This is a genomic window from Bacillus cihuensis (genome assembly GCF_000504145.1).
Taxonomy (GTDB): Bacteria; Bacillota; Bacilli; order Bacillales; family DSM-1321; genus Peribacillus; species Peribacillus huizhouensis.
Genome location: NZ_AYSD01000010.1, coordinates 78548 through 95126 on the forward strand (window position 1 = coordinate 78548; position 16579 = coordinate 95126).

At 36.6% G+C, this 16579-nt stretch carries 16 protein-coding genes and 1 riboswitch; of the genes, 12 read left to right on the forward strand and 4 right to left on the reverse strand.

Translation table 11 applies throughout. The features are described from left to right. Positions 1–4 precede the first annotated feature (4 nt). From ureE to V179_RS31415, 9 genes are all read left to right on the forward strand, one after another. On the forward strand, positions 5–460 hold the full coding sequence (ureE, locus tag V179_RS0100365; RefSeq protein WP_028389757.1) for an urease accessory protein UreE: 456 nt from the start codon (positions 5–7) through the stop codon (positions 458–460). Continuing rightward, positions 453–1139 (forward strand): urease accessory protein UreF, encoded by a 687-nt coding sequence (locus V179_RS0100370; protein ID WP_028389758.1) that lies wholly within the window; start codon positions 453–455, stop codon positions 1137–1139. The genes ureE and V179_RS0100370 overlap by 8 nt, the downstream gene beginning before the upstream one ends. Before the next feature lie 24 nt (positions 1140–1163). Further along, a complete protein-coding gene (gene ureG / locus V179_RS0100375) occupies positions 1164–1775 on the forward strand; it encodes an urease accessory protein UreG (RefSeq protein WP_028389759.1) in 612 nt (203 codons plus the stop codon). Between the two features lies 1 nt (position 1776). After that, the gene (locus V179_RS0100380) at positions 1777–2601 is read left to right on the forward strand and encodes an urease accessory protein UreD (RefSeq protein ID WP_028389760.1); all 825 of its coding nucleotides are present in this window, start codon (positions 1777–1779) and stop codon (positions 2599–2601) included. A 363-nt stretch (positions 2602–2964) separates the two neighbouring features. Beyond that, entirely contained in the window at positions 2965–3375 is a 411-nt protein-coding gene (locus tag V179_RS26755; protein WP_034300148.1) for an SET domain-containing protein, read from the forward strand. Between the two features lie 226 nt (positions 3376–3601). Beyond that, positions 3602–4663, forward strand: a complete 1062-nt coding sequence (locus V179_RS0100390) for a C45 family autoproteolytic acyltransferase/hydolase (protein ID WP_028389761.1) — start codon at positions 3602–3604, stop codon at positions 4661–4663. A 755-nt stretch (positions 4664–5418) separates the two neighbouring features. Further along, the gene (locus tag V179_RS0100395) at positions 5419–6075 is read left to right on the forward strand and encodes a 5-bromo-4-chloroindolyl phosphate hydrolysis family protein (protein ID WP_028389762.1); all 657 of its coding nucleotides are present in this window, start codon (positions 5419–5421) and stop codon (positions 6073–6075) included. Continuing rightward, positions 6072–7130: a toxic anion resistance protein gene (locus tag V179_RS0100400; RefSeq protein WP_028389763.1), complete on the forward strand. Its 1059-nt coding sequence runs from the start codon at positions 6072–6074 to the stop codon at positions 7128–7130. The genes V179_RS0100395 and V179_RS0100400 overlap by 4 nt, the downstream gene beginning before the upstream one ends. A 491-nt stretch (positions 7131–7621) precedes the next feature. Next, entirely contained in the window at positions 7622–8116 is a 495-nt protein-coding gene (locus V179_RS31415) for an SEC-C metal-binding domain-containing protein (RefSeq protein WP_028389764.1), read from the forward strand. Between the two features lie 244 nt (positions 8117–8360). Here the strand turns inward: V179_RS31415 and V179_RS0100410 are convergent, their stop codons facing one another. From V179_RS0100410 to V179_RS0100435, 4 genes are all read right to left on the reverse strand, one after another. Continuing rightward, the gene (locus tag V179_RS0100410) at positions 8361–8573 is read right to left on the reverse strand and encodes a hypothetical protein (protein ID WP_028389765.1); all 213 of its coding nucleotides are present in this window, start codon (positions 8571–8573) and stop codon (positions 8361–8363) included. Positions 8574–9130: 557 nt separating this feature from the next. Continuing rightward, positions 9131–10777 (reverse strand): PAS domain-containing sensor histidine kinase, encoded by a 1647-nt coding sequence (locus V179_RS0100420; RefSeq protein ID WP_028389766.1) that lies wholly within the window; start codon positions 10775–10777, stop codon positions 9131–9133. A gap of 169 nt (positions 10778–10946) precedes the next feature. Beyond that, entirely contained in the window at positions 10947–11432 is a 486-nt protein-coding gene (locus V179_RS0100430) for a QueT transporter family protein (RefSeq protein ID WP_028389767.1), read from the reverse strand. A 6-nt stretch (positions 11433–11438) separates the two neighbouring features. Beyond that, positions 11439–11483, reverse strand: a riboswitch (PreQ1 riboswitch). 237 nt (positions 11484–11720) lie between these two features. Then, a complete protein-coding gene (locus tag V179_RS0100435; RefSeq protein ID WP_028389768.1) occupies positions 11721–11975 on the reverse strand; it encodes a hypothetical protein in 255 nt (84 codons plus the stop codon). 973 nt (positions 11976–12948) lie between these two features. Between V179_RS0100435 and V179_RS0100440 the strand changes: the two genes are divergently transcribed. The 3 genes from V179_RS0100440 to V179_RS0100450 all read left to right on the forward strand — a co-directional run bounded on the left by V179_RS0100440 (position 12949) and on the right by V179_RS0100450 (position 16576). Next, positions 12949–13371 carry a YbaK/EbsC family protein gene (locus tag V179_RS0100440; protein WP_407637225.1) on the forward strand — a complete coding sequence of 141 codons (423 nt, stop codon included), beginning with the start codon at positions 12949–12951 and terminating at the stop codon, positions 13369–13371. 506 nt (positions 13372–13877) lie between these two features. Beyond that, positions 13878–14501: a hypothetical protein gene (locus V179_RS0100445; protein ID WP_028389770.1), complete on the forward strand. Its 624-nt coding sequence runs from the start codon at positions 13878–13880 to the stop codon at positions 14499–14501. Positions 14502–14836: 335 nt separating this feature from the next. After that, positions 14837–16576: a glycoside hydrolase family 35 protein gene (locus V179_RS0100450; protein WP_028389771.1), complete on the forward strand. Its 1740-nt coding sequence runs from the start codon at positions 14837–14839 to the stop codon at positions 16574–16576. The last annotated feature ends 3 nt before the right edge of the window (positions 16577–16579 follow it).

The window sequence follows — 16579 nt, forward strand, 5'->3', positions numbered from 1 at the left end:
TGTATTGATCGTTGAGAAAATTGTAACGAATATTGATCAAATGGCAAAAGAGGAACTGGATAAACGCCATATAGAAAAAGTCTATCTAGAAAGCGCTCATCTAATGAAGCGTATTCAAAGGGTGACAACCGATCACGGCAAGGAAATAGGGATCCGTTTGAAGGATCCCCGTGACCTTGTCGCAGGTGATGTATTATATATGGATGATCATGACATGATTATCATTGATGTCTTATCTGATGATTTATTGATTATTAGCCCACGATCGTTGCAAGAAATGGGAACGATTGCTCATCAATTAGGGAATCGTCACTTACCTGCACAATTTGAAGAAAACGAAATGCTTGTTCAATATGATTATCTTGTAGAAGAATTGCTTCAAGAGCTTCAAATACCTTTCAAAAGAGAAGAACGGAAAGTGAAACAGGCATTTCGGCATATTGGACATAGCCATGACTGATCACACACTTTCTCTATTTCAACTTTGTGATTCTAATTTTCCGACTGGTGCCTTTAGTCATTCATATGGCTTAGAGAGTTATATTCAAGAGGATCAAGTGCATGATCAAGCTACTTTCTCAGAATGGCTTCACGTTTATTTGAATGAACAGCTCGTCTATTCGGATGGGCTTGCTTCTTTTCTTGTATATGAGGCATTAGAGAATCAAGACCTCCAAAAAGTGTGGAAGGTAGATCGGATGTTGACTGTACAAAATTTGCCACGTGAAACGCGAGAAGGCACACAAAGAATGGGCGAGCGAATGTTAAACCTCGTAGAAACATTATACGAGGTGCCTATTCTTTCACAGTATAAAAAACGAATAAAAGAGAAGCAATCATTTGGACATCCGGCGATTATTTTTACAATGATTGGACATCATCTTTGCGTTCCAAAATCAACAACCACCCTCTATTATTTGTATTCTACTGTATCGAGCCTTGTCCAAAATGCAGTCCGAGCGATTCCCTTAGGCCAGACAGCTGGACAGAAAATAATTCAGGAATTTCAAGGGGAATTAGTAGATGCAACAGAAAAAATTCAAAGCTTGGATGATGAAGATTTTGGCATCATTTCGCCTGGACTGGAGTTATCTCAAATGAAACATGAGCGTGTGAATATTCGTATATTCATGTCTTAACATAAAAGAAAGGAAGTGCTTTATATGGAACCTATAAAGATTGGGGTAGGAGGACCTGTTGGAGCAGGCAAAACAATGCTCGTTGAAAAGTTGACCCGGCAATTAGAAGATGAGATTAGCATGGCGGTTGTGACGAATGATATTTACACCAAAGAAGATGCAAAATTTTTAATGCAAAATGGGGTGCTGCCTGATGACCGTATTATTGGGGTTGAAACAGGCGGATGCCCTCATACAGCGATTCGTGAAGATGCTTCGATGAATTTTGCTGCCATCGATGAATTAATCGAGAAACATCCAGATGTTGAGCTTATTTTTGTTGAAAGTGGCGGCGATAATCTTGCGGCAACATTCAGCCCAGAGCTTGTTGATTTCTCGATTTATATTATTGATGTTGCTCAAGGTGAAAAGATCCCACGCAAAGGCGGACAAGGGATGATTAAATCTGACTTATTTATTATTAATAAAACGGATTTAGCTCCTTATGTTGGTGCAAGTTTAGAAGTAATGGAGTCAGACACGAAGGTTTTTCGTGGAAATAAACCGTTTGTTTTTACTAATTTAAAGGATAATACGGGGCTTGACCAAGTCATTGATTGGCTTAAGAAAAATGCTCTTTTAAAAGGGCTAGATTAAAATGGGAGACTGGACAGGCGTTTTACGTTTAGACCTTGAAGAACGACTTGGAAAAACCGTGGCAAAGAATGTTTATTTTCAGGGCGCATTGAAAGTCATGCGTCCAGTTTACCACGACGATTCTGGACAAGTTTGTTATTATATTTTAAATCCAGGTGGCGGCTATTTAGACGGAGATCGCTATCACCTGCAGATTTCATTGGAGAAACAAGCTAGGCTAACTTTAACCACACAATCTGCGACAAAAGTTTATAAAACACCCTATTCATATGCTTACCAGGAAACAGAAATCTTTCTTAAAGCAGGTAGTTATCTAGAGTATTTTCCTGATCCGTTAATCGCGTATCAGGATGCTCGCTATAAACAAAAAAATATAATTCGGATGGAGAAAGGTGCTACATTACTTTATTCGGACATTATTACCCCAGGCTGGTCACCTAATGGTAAAAGGTTCAGTTATGATAAAGTTCAATTAATCAATGAAATTTATCTGGATGATGAACTAGTGTCGTTGGATCATATTAAATTGCATCCAGCAAAGCAACATATGGAAGCACTAGGTTTCATGGAAGGGTATTCACATTTAGGTTCCATGATGGTCGTTGGGGAGCAAATGACTCCAGAGCTTCTGGATCGATTATATTATGCCCTTAATCCGAAAACAGATGCATATGATGTTGGTTTTTCTTTACTGCCTGTTGAAGGGTTTACCCTAAGAGTGTTAGCAAACTCAACCCAAATAATTGAACGAATATTTGCGGATTGTCATCAAATGATTTGTGAAGAATGGTTTGGAACAAGGCCAAGTTTTCTAAGAAAATATTAATGTTTGAATGAGAAAGAAGTTGAGGCTACTTGCCAATACTTCTTTTTTGTGTGATGGATATAGGGACGGGTGATGTGACTTATTAATGAGCCATCTTTGTAGCTATCCAAAAGTACCCAAAATTTCAGCTTTGCACTGTGATTAGGTGCGTGTTGCGTGCTACAAAAATAATTTATCCTTCATGGTGCATGATTTTGTATGTGTTTGCAATGACCACATATCTAGGACATATTTAATTAGATATAGGAGTTCACTGAACAGTGGTTAAAAAGGAATAGAATAAAACAGTTGCTTATTTTCTATTCAATTGGCAAACTTAAGTAGATAATGAACTCCATAGAAAAGAAGGCGAAGGTGACTTACATGATTGAGATAAAGACTTCCACACTCAGCGATGGGGAGTTCAATAGAGGGGTATTCGCAACACGTGATATAGCAAAAGGGGAGCTTGTACATGAGGCACCGGTCATTTCTTACCCGAATAAGGAGCATGAACATATAGAGAAGACAATCCTTGCAGATTACGCGTTTGAGTACGGTGTGAACCACACCGCAATCCTCTTAGGGTATGGAATGCTGTTTAACCACTCATACACTCCGAATGCAACATACGATATTAATTTTAAGAACCACACGTTTGACTTCTATGCATACAAAGATATAAAAGCCGGTGAAGAGATACTAATCAACTATAATGGCGAAGTTGATGATAACGAACCACTTTGGTTTAATATGGAAGATGGTAGTGGGAGCGGTAAAACAGAAACGAATTAATTGCAACCTGTTAAACGGGATTTGAACGATCACCTATTTTGAGGAAGAAATTACTAAATTACTGTATCAAGCATTGATTTGGTGTTATGAAACCTCAAGCGAAGCAAAATATAGAATCAAACTAATGTAATGCTTATTGCAGGACCTCCTTCCCTAAACGGAATCGTTCAAGCTAAATCTAAATGATCAACTCACTTGAATGAATCATGCAAAAGAGGGATAGAACATGAAGCAAATATACAGTGATGTTATTCAATTTCGTGGTACACATTTTGAGTTTGGATTTATGCAAGGTGAGAAAATAAAGGATTCGCTTACTGTTAAAAATCGTGAAAATCAATGGAAAGTAAGGCTGCCACGGTTTACCGTAAAGGCTGAAGAGGTCAAGCGTGCAATCACTCCGTTCGCCCCTGGCTTGTGGGAGGAGTTGCTTGGACTGCAAGCTGCGCTTGAATGGCCAATGGAACATGTGTTGCAGGAATATGGTGGCTACCGTTTGAATTACGTGAAATCTGGCTGCTCGATATTGACAGGTGAACATTATTTAATCCGTAATTATGATTATCATCCGAAGACTTATGAAGGACGCTATGTTTTCTTTCAACCAACAGATCAAGGGTATGCGACAGCAGGTCCAAGTCAACGGGTTACGGGAAGAATGGATGGCATGAATGAAAAAGGTCTCGCACTTGGCTATAACTTTATGCATCGGAAAAAACCAGGCGATGGATTCATTTGCTGCATGATCGGCAGGTTGATTTTAGAGTCGTGTGCCAATGCTGTAGAAGCAGTAGCGATGCTTAAGGAAATCCCACATCGACATTCATTTAGTTACGTTGTCTATGATCAATTGGGTGAGTCGTATATTATAGAAACGTCTCCCCGTGGAGTGGAGGTACGTCAATCAAGTGCCTGCACAAATCACTTTGAGATCATGAAGCATGAAAATCGTAATCATCTTATCGATTCTAAACGAAGATTTGAAATCTTGGCTGAACAACAAGAGAACATGAATGTCAAGGATGCATTTCGGTTATTAAATGCAAAGGATAAAGGGATCTTTTCTGATTTATACAGTAGTTGGGCTGGAACGATTCATACGTCTGCTTATTTGCCAAAAGATATGAAAGTATGGATTGCTTTAGGTGGAGATCAAGAGCCGATTCACTTTGATTTTGCGAAATGGCTCGATGGACATGATGTAGTGGTTGACCGAATAATAGGTGAGATTGATACAGACATTCCGTTTCTGCACATGGATGAAAATGCGGACTGGTTTCAAAAGTGAATACTACATGGCGAAGATGAAGAGGCAAGGCGCGATTCGAAATTTGGATGGTGCCTTGTATCTTTTTTTACTTTGTTTAAGTGGTCTAAGGTTTCCTGCCTGTAGAAAGGCAATCGCAAGTAGGGAAATAATTGCAAATTTCTAGCTGGATTTACAAAAAGTCGTTTTAATTAATCGATTAATTAAAACGGCTATTATTTGATTAGAAAGCTTGTGAATAAAGGGAAAGTAAAAAATATTTTTGAGAAATATGTTGATTTAGGGGAAGTATTGCCTGAGAAATAATTCTCTGTTTCGACAATGTTGCATCTGGATTATTACTGATGATAAAAATATAAGGCTCTTTTCGTAAAGATTGTTGTTTTTAGCAAGTAACAAATTTGAGTAGATGTTGATTGTAGTTGATATGCGAAGCTCCTGAAACTGCCCGCTTAAATATAAGGGCTAATAATTTAAAGAACTTATTAATAAGTGATTCAGGACATTTATATATGAAATTATGTAAACTTTATAAGTCAAAGCCTAAAAATTTTGTCCCACTCTTAACGGGCAGTAAGACCCTCACCTCGAGATTCTGAGCAAGCTAAAAGAAGATAGGCGGGGGATGAAGAAAATCCCCACTGATTGAAGTTTCACTTTATATAAATATTTGCAGGAATGACATAAATCCTATATCGTTTACGATATAAGGAAATGAAACTTAATTGTGAATGAAACGTATAAATAGATAGAGATTATATTAGGGGTGTCGATACATGAACCGATTAGTAACCTCCATTGTTGGAATCGTTATATCAGGTCCTATTGCTGTAATCATATGGCCGGTGTGTTTTTATGGTTTTGGTCAATCCGCGATTATGTCTACTCTTTGGTCTATATCAGGTGGCGTTCTTGTTTTTTTTGCAAGTTCCCTCTTCATGTCTGCTCGTTTTTTGAAGAAACATGGATTGAGTAGAAAAGAGTATCAATATATCAAAGGAAATATAAAAGAAGCAAAATCTAAAATTTTTCGTGCGTGCAAAGCGCTATTATCCATTCGACATCTGCCATCTTTAAAGGAAAGAATTGAACTTGTAAGGATGATTAGAAAGATTTACAGCTTAACAAAAAAAGAGCCGAAACGCTTTTATCAGGCAGAAAAATTTTACTTCTCCCATTTGGATTCTACTTTGGAATTAGCGGAGAAATATGTATTTTTAGCGGCTCAACCGAAGAAAAATAAAGAATTGGATCTTTCGTTAATTGAAACTAGAAGAACTTTAGAACAGCTAACGAAATTAGTTGAAGAAGATCTGTACGAAGTAATTTCGAATGATATTCAAGAACTTGATTATGAAATTGATGTTGCAAAGCAGACGTTAAAGAACACAAAAGAATCGAGTTTGATTAATGGAAGCAGGAAATGGAAATGAGTGCAGATGAGAAAACACTCGGACAAGAAATAGACGAACATCCTTTCACTACAGAACTTCCGAGTGAGGGTAAGAAGTTAATCGATACAATTTCAGCAGAAAGTAGACAAAAGGCGAGACAGCTTGCCGAGCAATTGCAATTGCATAACCGTCAGGCGCTAGTCACTTTTGGGATGCCGGCGCAATCTAAATTGCTTACCTTCTCGAATACAATGCTTGATCAAGTAAAGAAGCAGGATATTTTAGAAGTCGGTGAAATATTAGCTGATCTAATTGGAAAGCTGAATGAAGTGAACCCTGATCAATTGGCGCCCGTTCGCCGCTCTATCTTTGCACGGTGGTTTAGAAAAAAAACAAAATCTTCACAAGAAACGGTGTCTCGATTTCAAAAGGCAAGTGCTCAAATTGATCGAATTCATGTGAAATTGAATCGAAGCAAGAACATTCTACTGGCTGATATCGTCATGCTTGACCGATTATATGAGCGTAATGAAGAATATTTTCATATGCTCAATATTTATATCGCTGCAGGAGAATCAAGGCTTGAAGAATTACATGCCCATTCAATTCCAAAAGCGGAACATATCGCAAAAATGGAAATGGATCCGTTAAAAAAACAGGAATTAGATGATCTCTTATCTTTTACAGATTTACTGGAAAAGCGTGTATATGACTTAAAAATAAGTAGAGAAATTACTTTACAAAGTGCTCCGCAAATACGTCTTATCCAGCATACAAACCAATTACTAGTCGAAAAGATCCAAACATCAATTATGACGGCGATTCCGCTTTGGAAAAATCAAATGTCGATTGCTCTCTCAGTTTTGAGGCAAAACTATGCGGTAAATGCTCATAAGCGAGTTGCTGAAAAAACGGATAATTTACTTGTGGCAAACAAAGAATTGGAGCAACTTGTGCATGCGCAAGAAAGTTTAAAATCTACAATTACTGAAACATTGGAAATTCAAGCTGAAGGCAGTACGAATCGCCAACATGTAGAGCAAAAGATTCGTTCGAATGAAACAGAGTTAAAACAAAAGCTGATGGAAAGATAAAGTGAAACTTAAACAAGTCGAGATTTATAATGTGAGTAAGGGAAAGGTGCACGAATGCCTTTCTCTTTTTTACATAGGCTCTTTTCGTAGAGATTGTTGTTTTTAGCAAGAAACCAATTCGAACAGATGTTGATTGTAGTGGAAGGTGCGAGACTCCTGCTTAGAAAAGCGTGTTGAGGGAGACCCCGCAAGTGCAAAGCACTGAGGAGGCTTCTGAGACCGCCCGCGGAAAGCGAGTACCTGCAACGGAAATCAACCCGGGTTATTAGTGTAAAAATGATTGAAAAGCAACAAAGTATGTGAAAACAGCCTTTACATAAATTCTATAGCGACAAGCTTACTATAGAATGTTCGTAGATTGTTGATTCCTTGTTTATATAGTTTGAAATACTAATGAAATCCACCATAGCTAGAAGATAAATAAGTGACTGATTGTTAAATAGGCGATACAATACTAAGGCAATGAAATACTTTTTGAGGATGTGTGAATCATGAGAACAATTAATACATCAGAGATAATAGATGGCAAAGCGATTAAGTATATAGATGTGTTCGGGGTACAGGATAATATTGCGTTGAAAAGTAGTTACGAAGGGAAGACATATTGGATTTATGACTATTATTGCATGCATGCAGCTTGCCATTGTGACGATGTTTACTTGAAATTTGTTGAAGAAGATGAAAATTCGGAGACTACGGGACGACACTTTGGTGTGAGAAAATCATTTAAAAATGATGAAATAGTTATTGAAGATCGAAATCTTCCAGAACAGAAGGCAAATGAGGTTGCAGCTGATGCTCTAAACTATAGTCCAGAAGTTATCGAGCTATTTAAACAACGATATGCGCAAATGAAGTTGGAAGGGCATAATATTTTAGCAAAAGAGTCGAAAAAACCAATTGTAAATGAGAATGTAATTGGAAGAAACGATCCATGTACTTGTGGTAGTGGAAAGAAATATAAAAAATGCTGTGGAGTTGCATAGGTAGAAGATTCTTCAAATGATAGACATGCTAAGAATCTATCTCTCAGAAGAATTTATCATGCTTATTAATCCTTTTCAAGTTGATGGCGATTTAAGCTTTCTTAATAAATACAAATAAGAAGTTGTCACAAAAGGGTCTGACCTCGCACTCAAAATCCGTATGTAGTGTTTCATACACCTATCTTATACTGTATTAGTTGTGGGGGGCTGATCTTTGCTTTAGGCCCCCCTTTTTTGAAGTGTGCTATTCGTCGTGTTCTTGATTGTCAGCAGGTTTGTTTTTGAAATGAAGTGTTTGTCTTTTCTCTTTAATCTGCTGAACGAGTGGTTTTAAATATGGGTTAGCCTTTAAAAAGTCAACTAGTTGGTTATGGTCATCTTTGGACGAGGATGCATCTTTTTGGTCCACTGCCTCTTCAACCTGTGTTTCTGTTTTGTCCAATCGTTTCCTTATCATTTCCTCTCACCTCACTTCATATAGCCTATGATGGTTTGTAGAATTAGGTCCTTTCATTTGAAAAAATGGGTATTGTATCCTTGAACATACAAGGAATATTAGCTAAAGCAAAAGTGGAATGGATATGCGGGGATTAAGTGAAATTGTGATGGGCTTTGGTGTTGAATTAAAAATGAGGCGTTACTACTCTATCGGTCCTTTACATGAATGAGTGTTTGGTTTACTTACTAAGTGAGAAGTATTCAAAGAACCAATCTTGTCCTTTTACCAAATCGAGTCGTCTATTACTTAACAGTACGAATTGACTTAAGAGCTGTACCTTCAGAACTTGTTTTAAACGACAAGTACTGCCAAAATAGAATTAATTAATCGATTAATTAAATGCCTCTTAAATCACCGTCTGATTATGAAAAAGGCAGTATTATGACGTGAAAATATTGTAAGGGATTTCCCTACAAGTAATTAAGGATTTCGACATGAATGTGACGAGGAATTATGTAGAGGTGGAAGTTAGTTGTATCTGGAAAATGCATTTTGGTAAGCAAAGCACCGGCCCATTAGCCAGTGCTTTGTTGTGAATGACAATTGATTGGTAAACTTAGGAGCACTTCAGTACCTCTACCAAGCGTACTATCAAAGGAAATATTTCCACGATGGGTTTCGATGATCCTCGAACTAACTGTCAATCCGAGTCCCGTTCCTTTTTCCTTCGAAGAATAAAACGGCTCTCCAAGATGTTGGATTCTTGCTTTTCCTACCCCGTGTCCATTATCCTTGATTTTCACAGTAACTTGATCACTTTTCGTAGAAAATTCGATGGAAACTGACGTTGCAGTCGCTTCAATTGAGTTCTTAATAATATTAATGAATACTTGCTTTAATTGGTTTGCTTCGCAACGTATTGCCGGAATGGGTTCATGTTCTTTTATCGAAATGGAAGCTCCGTTCAAGTTCGCTTCAGGCTTAAGTAACGTCACGACATCATTCATCAGCATCACGATATTGTGATCGCTAAAATTTATTTTCTGTGGCTTGGCAAGGACGAGCAGTTCACTGACAATTAAGTTAATTCGATCCAACTCACTTAACATAATGGAGTAGTAATGCTGATATTCTATCTCATTGGATTTCAGGAGTTGTACGAATCCTGTTAAAGAAGTAAGTGGATTTCTGACTTCGTGAGCTACACTTGCAGCCAACTCCCCAACAACCGATAATTTTTCTGTTTTTCGCAGCATTTCTTCAGTTTCACGCATAAGTGTAACGTCTTGTGCATAGCCAATGACTCCGACTATCTGGTCATTTATTAGCATTGGAACGAGTGTGAAATAAAGAATTACGGCCTCTTCATGTTTGGTGAGAATGCTAATGTCTCCATGTGTAATACCTGTTCTAGTCTCAATGACATCAGTGAATGACTTTTGAAATGATTCTTTATCATTCGAATTTGCTAATATATCCATGATTGAAACACCGATAATATCGTCAAAGCCCCAACAAGTTATGCCCTTAAAGCGCGGATTAGTATTTGAAATGATCCCATGAATATCCATCATAAGCAAAGGATCTGGATTATAATCGAAGAGCGATTTATATTGTTGCTGGCTTTGTAATAAATGCTGCTCAGCTTTCACTCGTTCTGTTATATCTCTCCCAATTACAACAAATGCTCTTCTGGAACCATCTTCATGAAAAAGAGGAACTTTTATCGTATCAAATGTTTTGTGATCCCCATCAGGCATTGGAATAATTTCTTCACACCGAGTAACTTGCCGACTTACCCATGTTTCTTCATCTGAAGTCTCGCAATACTCTAGTGCTTCTTTATAAAAATCAGTATATTGAGCTAGTTCACTATCCTTTTTCCCTTTATAATTTACTTGCTCCAGCTGAAATAGTTCAAGGCCAAATTTATTAACTTCGGTCCAACGACCTTGGCCATCTTTGAAATTAACGAAGTCTGCCATGGAATGAATCAAGGTTTGCAGCCGTTCTTGCTCTTCTTTTAACAATGTATAGCTTTTTCTCTTTTTTAGAAAAAAATAGAGAATAACAGTTGTAATAATAATGAAAAGAATCCCTTCGATTCTTTGGATGATCATCAACTTATGAAAAGGTAAATTAGTAATCGTAAGATACCACTCTATCAAAAGCAGAATGGATAAACAGCAGATAACGTATATGTATACAAATAATTTTGGCATGGGCGCACTCCTTTTTTTAGGTGCTCAGCTTAGGAAGGGTGTTCTTAACTATAAATTTTACCATATGAGAATTGAGATGGGGAAAAGAAAGAAATAAAAATGATAATATTACCAAAGAAGGGAGATAAAAGTAAAAAGGGCCACCCAGTTGATTGGAGGCCTTTTAGAATTATAACAACTTATTAAAATGCACACGTTTGTGAATCGCATAAATCACAGGAATTCCAACGAGCATGACTGCGAATTCACCTACAGCTGTTGTGAACCATGTGAATAGGAATGGGAAGTCTAATGCAAGATTTAGCTCAAGAGCAATCATGAACATTGTGAACGTAAACACAAGTGAATTCACCATCATTAACGCCAGTTTGTTTTTGATATAACGTCCAGCAAATATGGTAATCAATAACGAAAGCACTGATTGTCCGACTCCGAAAACTAAATCATACGGCACCATCGGTGAAAACAGTAAATTCGTTAAAAAGACTCCTAGTACAATTCCGTAAAAATACTTCTTATTGAATACGATTAGATGATTAAACATTTCTGAAACCCGAAATTGAATATTGGTAAATCCAAATGGTTGAATCAAAAAAGACACTGCAATATACAAAGCAGCTAAAATCGCATTAACTACTAATGTTTTTGTTTTCATACATATCTCTCCCTAGTTTTTTATCGTGGGATGGTTGCGAACCACGTATAACGAAAGTCTAATAAGTGTACCATAGTGAAATACTTTCGTATATGTTAAAAAAATGAATTCAATTATGATGAATTTTCACAATTATATATCGATTATATTCTTTTAGTTTTGAAATGAACAATCGGGATGGATTGAAAGATTGCATTTTAATTATGCGGGGAGTAACACTTTTACTTTAAACAAAAAAGGTGGAAAAACGATAAGGTTCCTCCACCCAACATACTTGTTTTCGATGATTTAGTAAAAGTAAATTCCAAGACAAACAACAAATGAGACTAGAGCCAAACCTACATAAATCCATGTTAATGATTTAATGTTTACACGCAGTGAACTAGTTTCATATTCATGAGATCTCTTTAGTTCGTTTTTAATAGTATCCTCTTTTTCTTCATAATCTTTTAGTTGAGTACTAATACCTTTCCCGATTAATAACGTTCCAACAAGTGCTAAGATACCTACCAAAATAACAGTGATGATCATGAATGTAATCATTAATATTCACTCCTAAAGTAAAAGATAAGTAGATTTTGGGGCCAACTATTTTATGGCTTTATTCTTACTTTTGAAAAAAGTATATGAAAAATATACATCTGAATGGGAGGACCAGGACGCTTGATTCTCGATAAATTATTGAGGAAGTTGATCTACTCTTCCATCATAATATAATTTTGAACTTTTTGACCATCCACTCGATTGGTTTTTTCACTCATCCACTTCTATTTTTATTGGAAAAAGTGGATGATTAAAAGTATAGTTGCATATCTGAAAGTATCGGAGGGACAATTTTTGATGCGCATCTTTCCATGCTTAGTTGCGAACTGAAAAACTTCGTGATGAAATTGAAGTTTAGACGAGTATTTCCATGGTGAAGTAGAATTTAATTCAACTGAAGGCTGGATACATAAATGGTGCAGGCTTAAACAAGAGTTTAATAGAAAAATTAAAGTTGTTCAATCTTTCTCAATATTAATCTCGGGATGATTTCGAACCACGTAGCTCGGGTTTTGCACTCATTTATATAATAGTTGGATACGCTAATAGGAGTATTAGGAATAATACGATAGGTATAGAATGCCATTCATTCATGTTGCTATACTAGGGTAAGGAGTGTATCCTAATAATTGAATTCCCCCCAGACATTCTACTTTGCCTGGTTATCGCTATTTCGAAAGACGTGGGACGCTTAGAACGTTGAAGATTTTTATATGAGAGATGTTTTTTTGTCACAACCTTATATCTTCAGCTTTCAAAGAACAACTTACAGGAACGTTCTATCATAAGAGCAAATGTTTCGCTACACAAAAAGGCGAACATCTCCCACTTATTTTTTTGTTATGGCCTGCACAAAATTGAAGTGAGGGTCTTCGCGCCTAAAATGATAAATTAGAAGCAGAAAGGATGATTTTGGTTGGCAATTGAAAAGGTAAGAGCTCATTTTAAAAAGTATGATCGTGAAGATGATGTGATGGAATTCGCAACTTCAAGCGCAACAGTAGATGAGGCAGCGGCAACGATTCAGGTTATTCCGGCTCGCATTGCTAAAACGATATCGTTTAGAGGAGAAGGGGAAAATGCGCTTTTAATTGTAGCGGCAGGTGATGCAAAGATTGATAATAAGAAATTCAAGAACCTATTTGGATTCAAAGCAAGAATGCTCCCTCCAGAAGAAGTATATTTGCAAACTGGTCACGAAATCGGTGGTGTCTGTCCTTTTGGACTAGTGCGTGACCTAGACGTTTTTCTTGATATCTCGATGCAACGATTTGACACGGTGTTCCCGGCTTGTGGAAGCACAAATTCAGCAATCGAACTTACATGTGATGAATTATTTCAATATTCAAATGCATTGGAGTGGGTTGATGTTTGTAAAGGGTGGGGGGAAGGATAAGTTGATAGGTTTATTCACATTGAATAAGCCATTGCAAAAATAGAAAAGACATAATTAATGAGCCATTGATCTTTTATTGTGATTATATGAAATTCGCCATCAGTTGTTAAAAGGAGGACCATAACAAAAGAGTCAGAGCCCGTACCACAATATACTCAAATTACTTGTTTAATGAACTGTGTATAAGTGTTCAGACTCTTTTGGATCGCTTTATTTATCCTGCTACTTTTCAGAAGCCTTAAAAATGAGAAGCACGGATAGGACAGACAAAAAACTGATAAATGTAGTAACAACTTAAATAATAATTTTGTATGGTGAAATCATTTGGGATAGAATAAGGAGATTATTGTATATTATCAGTAGTTTCTATCGGATAGAAAAGAACTATGGATGTGTTAGGAATTTAATAGAGAGAAATTTTTGCTATATAATTATTTAATAATGAAAGCGTTTTATTATATGATCTATACGTATGATATAATCAAGCCAAAAAAGGAGGGAGTTTTTTGAAAAAGTTAATAGAACAATTGCGATCTTTAACGATGAAAGAAAAAGTCGAGTATTTAATTGAGTATTATTCATTTCATATAATTGGTGTAATTGTTGTCCTTTCTGTCTTAGTGATGGGATTCAATAACTTTACTAATCAACCAAATGAATTGTTATCTATTCGTATTGTTAAAAATGATATTAGCGATAAACAAGCAAAGGAGTTACACAGAAGTCTAGAAAAAGTATTTATTGATAATAAAAAAGAGATTCTTTCTGTCCAGACTATAAATATGAAGGATATTAGAGAGAATTCAGAAGCACTTATAAAACTCCAAAAGCTAGGCGCTGAAATAACAGCAAAAGAGGTGGACGTTCTTTTGGTAGATAAAGATGTGTTTCATCAATTTAATAAAGAGGGTAATTTATATAATTTGAATAACTTTCATGCGTTCGATAATTGGGAAACAATAAAGTATCCTACAGATAACGATTCTACCACAATAACCGGTATTGATGTTTCAGAAGTCCCTATTCTATCCTCAATAGTTACAAAAGGCGAACCGCTTATATTTGTTGTTATGGCAAATACAGAACGAATGGATGGTGTAGAGAATTTCGTTCATCTTCTTACTGAGTGAAAAGAAGAAGCATTTAATAAAGAAGTGTAGATTATAATTACGGAATATTCCTTCAATTATAGGGTGAAAGAAAATGTTCTACATATAGATACTACAGATGTATCTACAGAGTCATCTTATTAAAGAGCCATTTCTAAATTGAACAAAGCTATGATAATTGAATGAGATCAATTAAAAATGGCCGTTACATATGCTCAATCCACCGTTCAATACTACAAAAAAACGATAAAGCAAACCTAGTTGTGAAGGTAAATGAAAATATATCACACCTTTATTAAACAGAATTCTCCGTCGCTATACGAATGGTCTGCTTTTGGAAGAAGGAGAAATTGCCAATGTTAACGTTCAATGAAAAATCATTTTTAATGGATGGAAAAGAAATTTTATTATTAAGTGGTGCGATGCATTATTTTAGAACAGTACCTGAATATTGGGAAGATCGGCTTATCAAATTGAGAGAGTGTGGATTTAATACAGTAGAAACGTATGTTGCATGGAATTTACATGAACCAGAGGAAGGGAAATTTGTTTTTGAAGGCATTGCAGACATTGAGCGTTTTATTAAAACGGCCGAGAAGGTTGGCCTCCATGTTATCGTAAGACCTGGTCCTTATATATGTGCAGAGTGGGAATTTGGTGGTTTTCCATACTGGCTCATGACTGTTCCGAACATAAAATTACGGTGCTACAATGAGCCATATTTAGAAAAAGTAGGGGCATACTTCGATGAGTTATTTAAGCGCTTGCAGCCACTCCTACGTTCAAATGGCGGACCAATTATTGCTATACAGGTTGAAAATGAGTATGGGAGCTTTGGTAATGATCAAAAATATTTACAGCATATGCAAGACGAGATCAAAAAAAGAATAGGTGATGAACTGATCTTCACATCTGATGGTCCTGACCACAGTATGTTAAATGGCGGAATGATTGAAGATGTGCTCGAAACAGTGAATTTTGGATCGAGAGCGGAATCGGCATTTGAACAATTAAAGCTTTATCAGCCGAAAGCTCCTTTAATGTGTATGGAATTCTGGCATGGCTGGTTTGATCATTGGGGGGAGGAGCACCATACAAGGTCCTCGGATAATGTTGTGGAGGCGTTAGAGGAAATATTGCAACAAAATGGCTCTGTTAATTTCTATATGGCACATGGTGGGACGAATTTTGGCTTTTATAATGGAGCAAACCATAATGAGGAAATCTATCAGCCTACGATAACTAGCTATGATTATGATGGTTTATTGACGGAATCAGGAGATGTTACCGACAAATTCTTTGCTGTACGGAAGGTTTTTGAAAAATATGTTGAACTGCCAGAGATGAAATTACCGATAATCATACCGAAGAAACAATACGGTGAAGTCCAATTTATGGAGCGTGTTGCATTGTTAGATTCATTGAATCACCTTTCTACTCCACAGCATAGCCAAGCTCCTTTAACGATGGAGTATTATGGTCAGGACTATGGATTTATTGTGTATGAAACAGTCATAAAAGGAGCTTACGGCAAACAAACGATGACCGTTCAAAATGTCCATGATCGTGGGCAAGTCTATTTGAATGGCAAGTATGTTGGCTTAGTCGACCGAATTAGTGGTGATTCCCGGATAGATGTTGATATCACTGAGGAAGAGACAACGTTGCAAATTATTGTGGAGAATATGGGACGCATCAATTATGGTCCATTCCTTGTCGATTTTAAAGGGATAACAGAAGGGGTAAGAATGGGGAACCAATTTTTATTTGATTGGACAGTTTACCCAATCCCATTAAATGAAATCAATCATTTACAGTTTTCCAATTGTGAAACGAAAGAAAACCATCCTTATTTTCACCGTGGAATCTTGACAATAAATGAGGTGGCAGATACTTTCATAGATGTGTCGAACTGGACAAAAGGAGTCGTGTTTGTAAATGGTCATAATCTTGGTCGATATTGGGAGATTGGACCGCAACAAACACTTTATGTACCAGCGCCTTTCTTGCGTGAAGGAGAAAATGAGATAATTTTATTAGAATTACACAAACATAAACAAGGAGTAACATTTGTTGATACGCCTATTTTAGGGTAATCG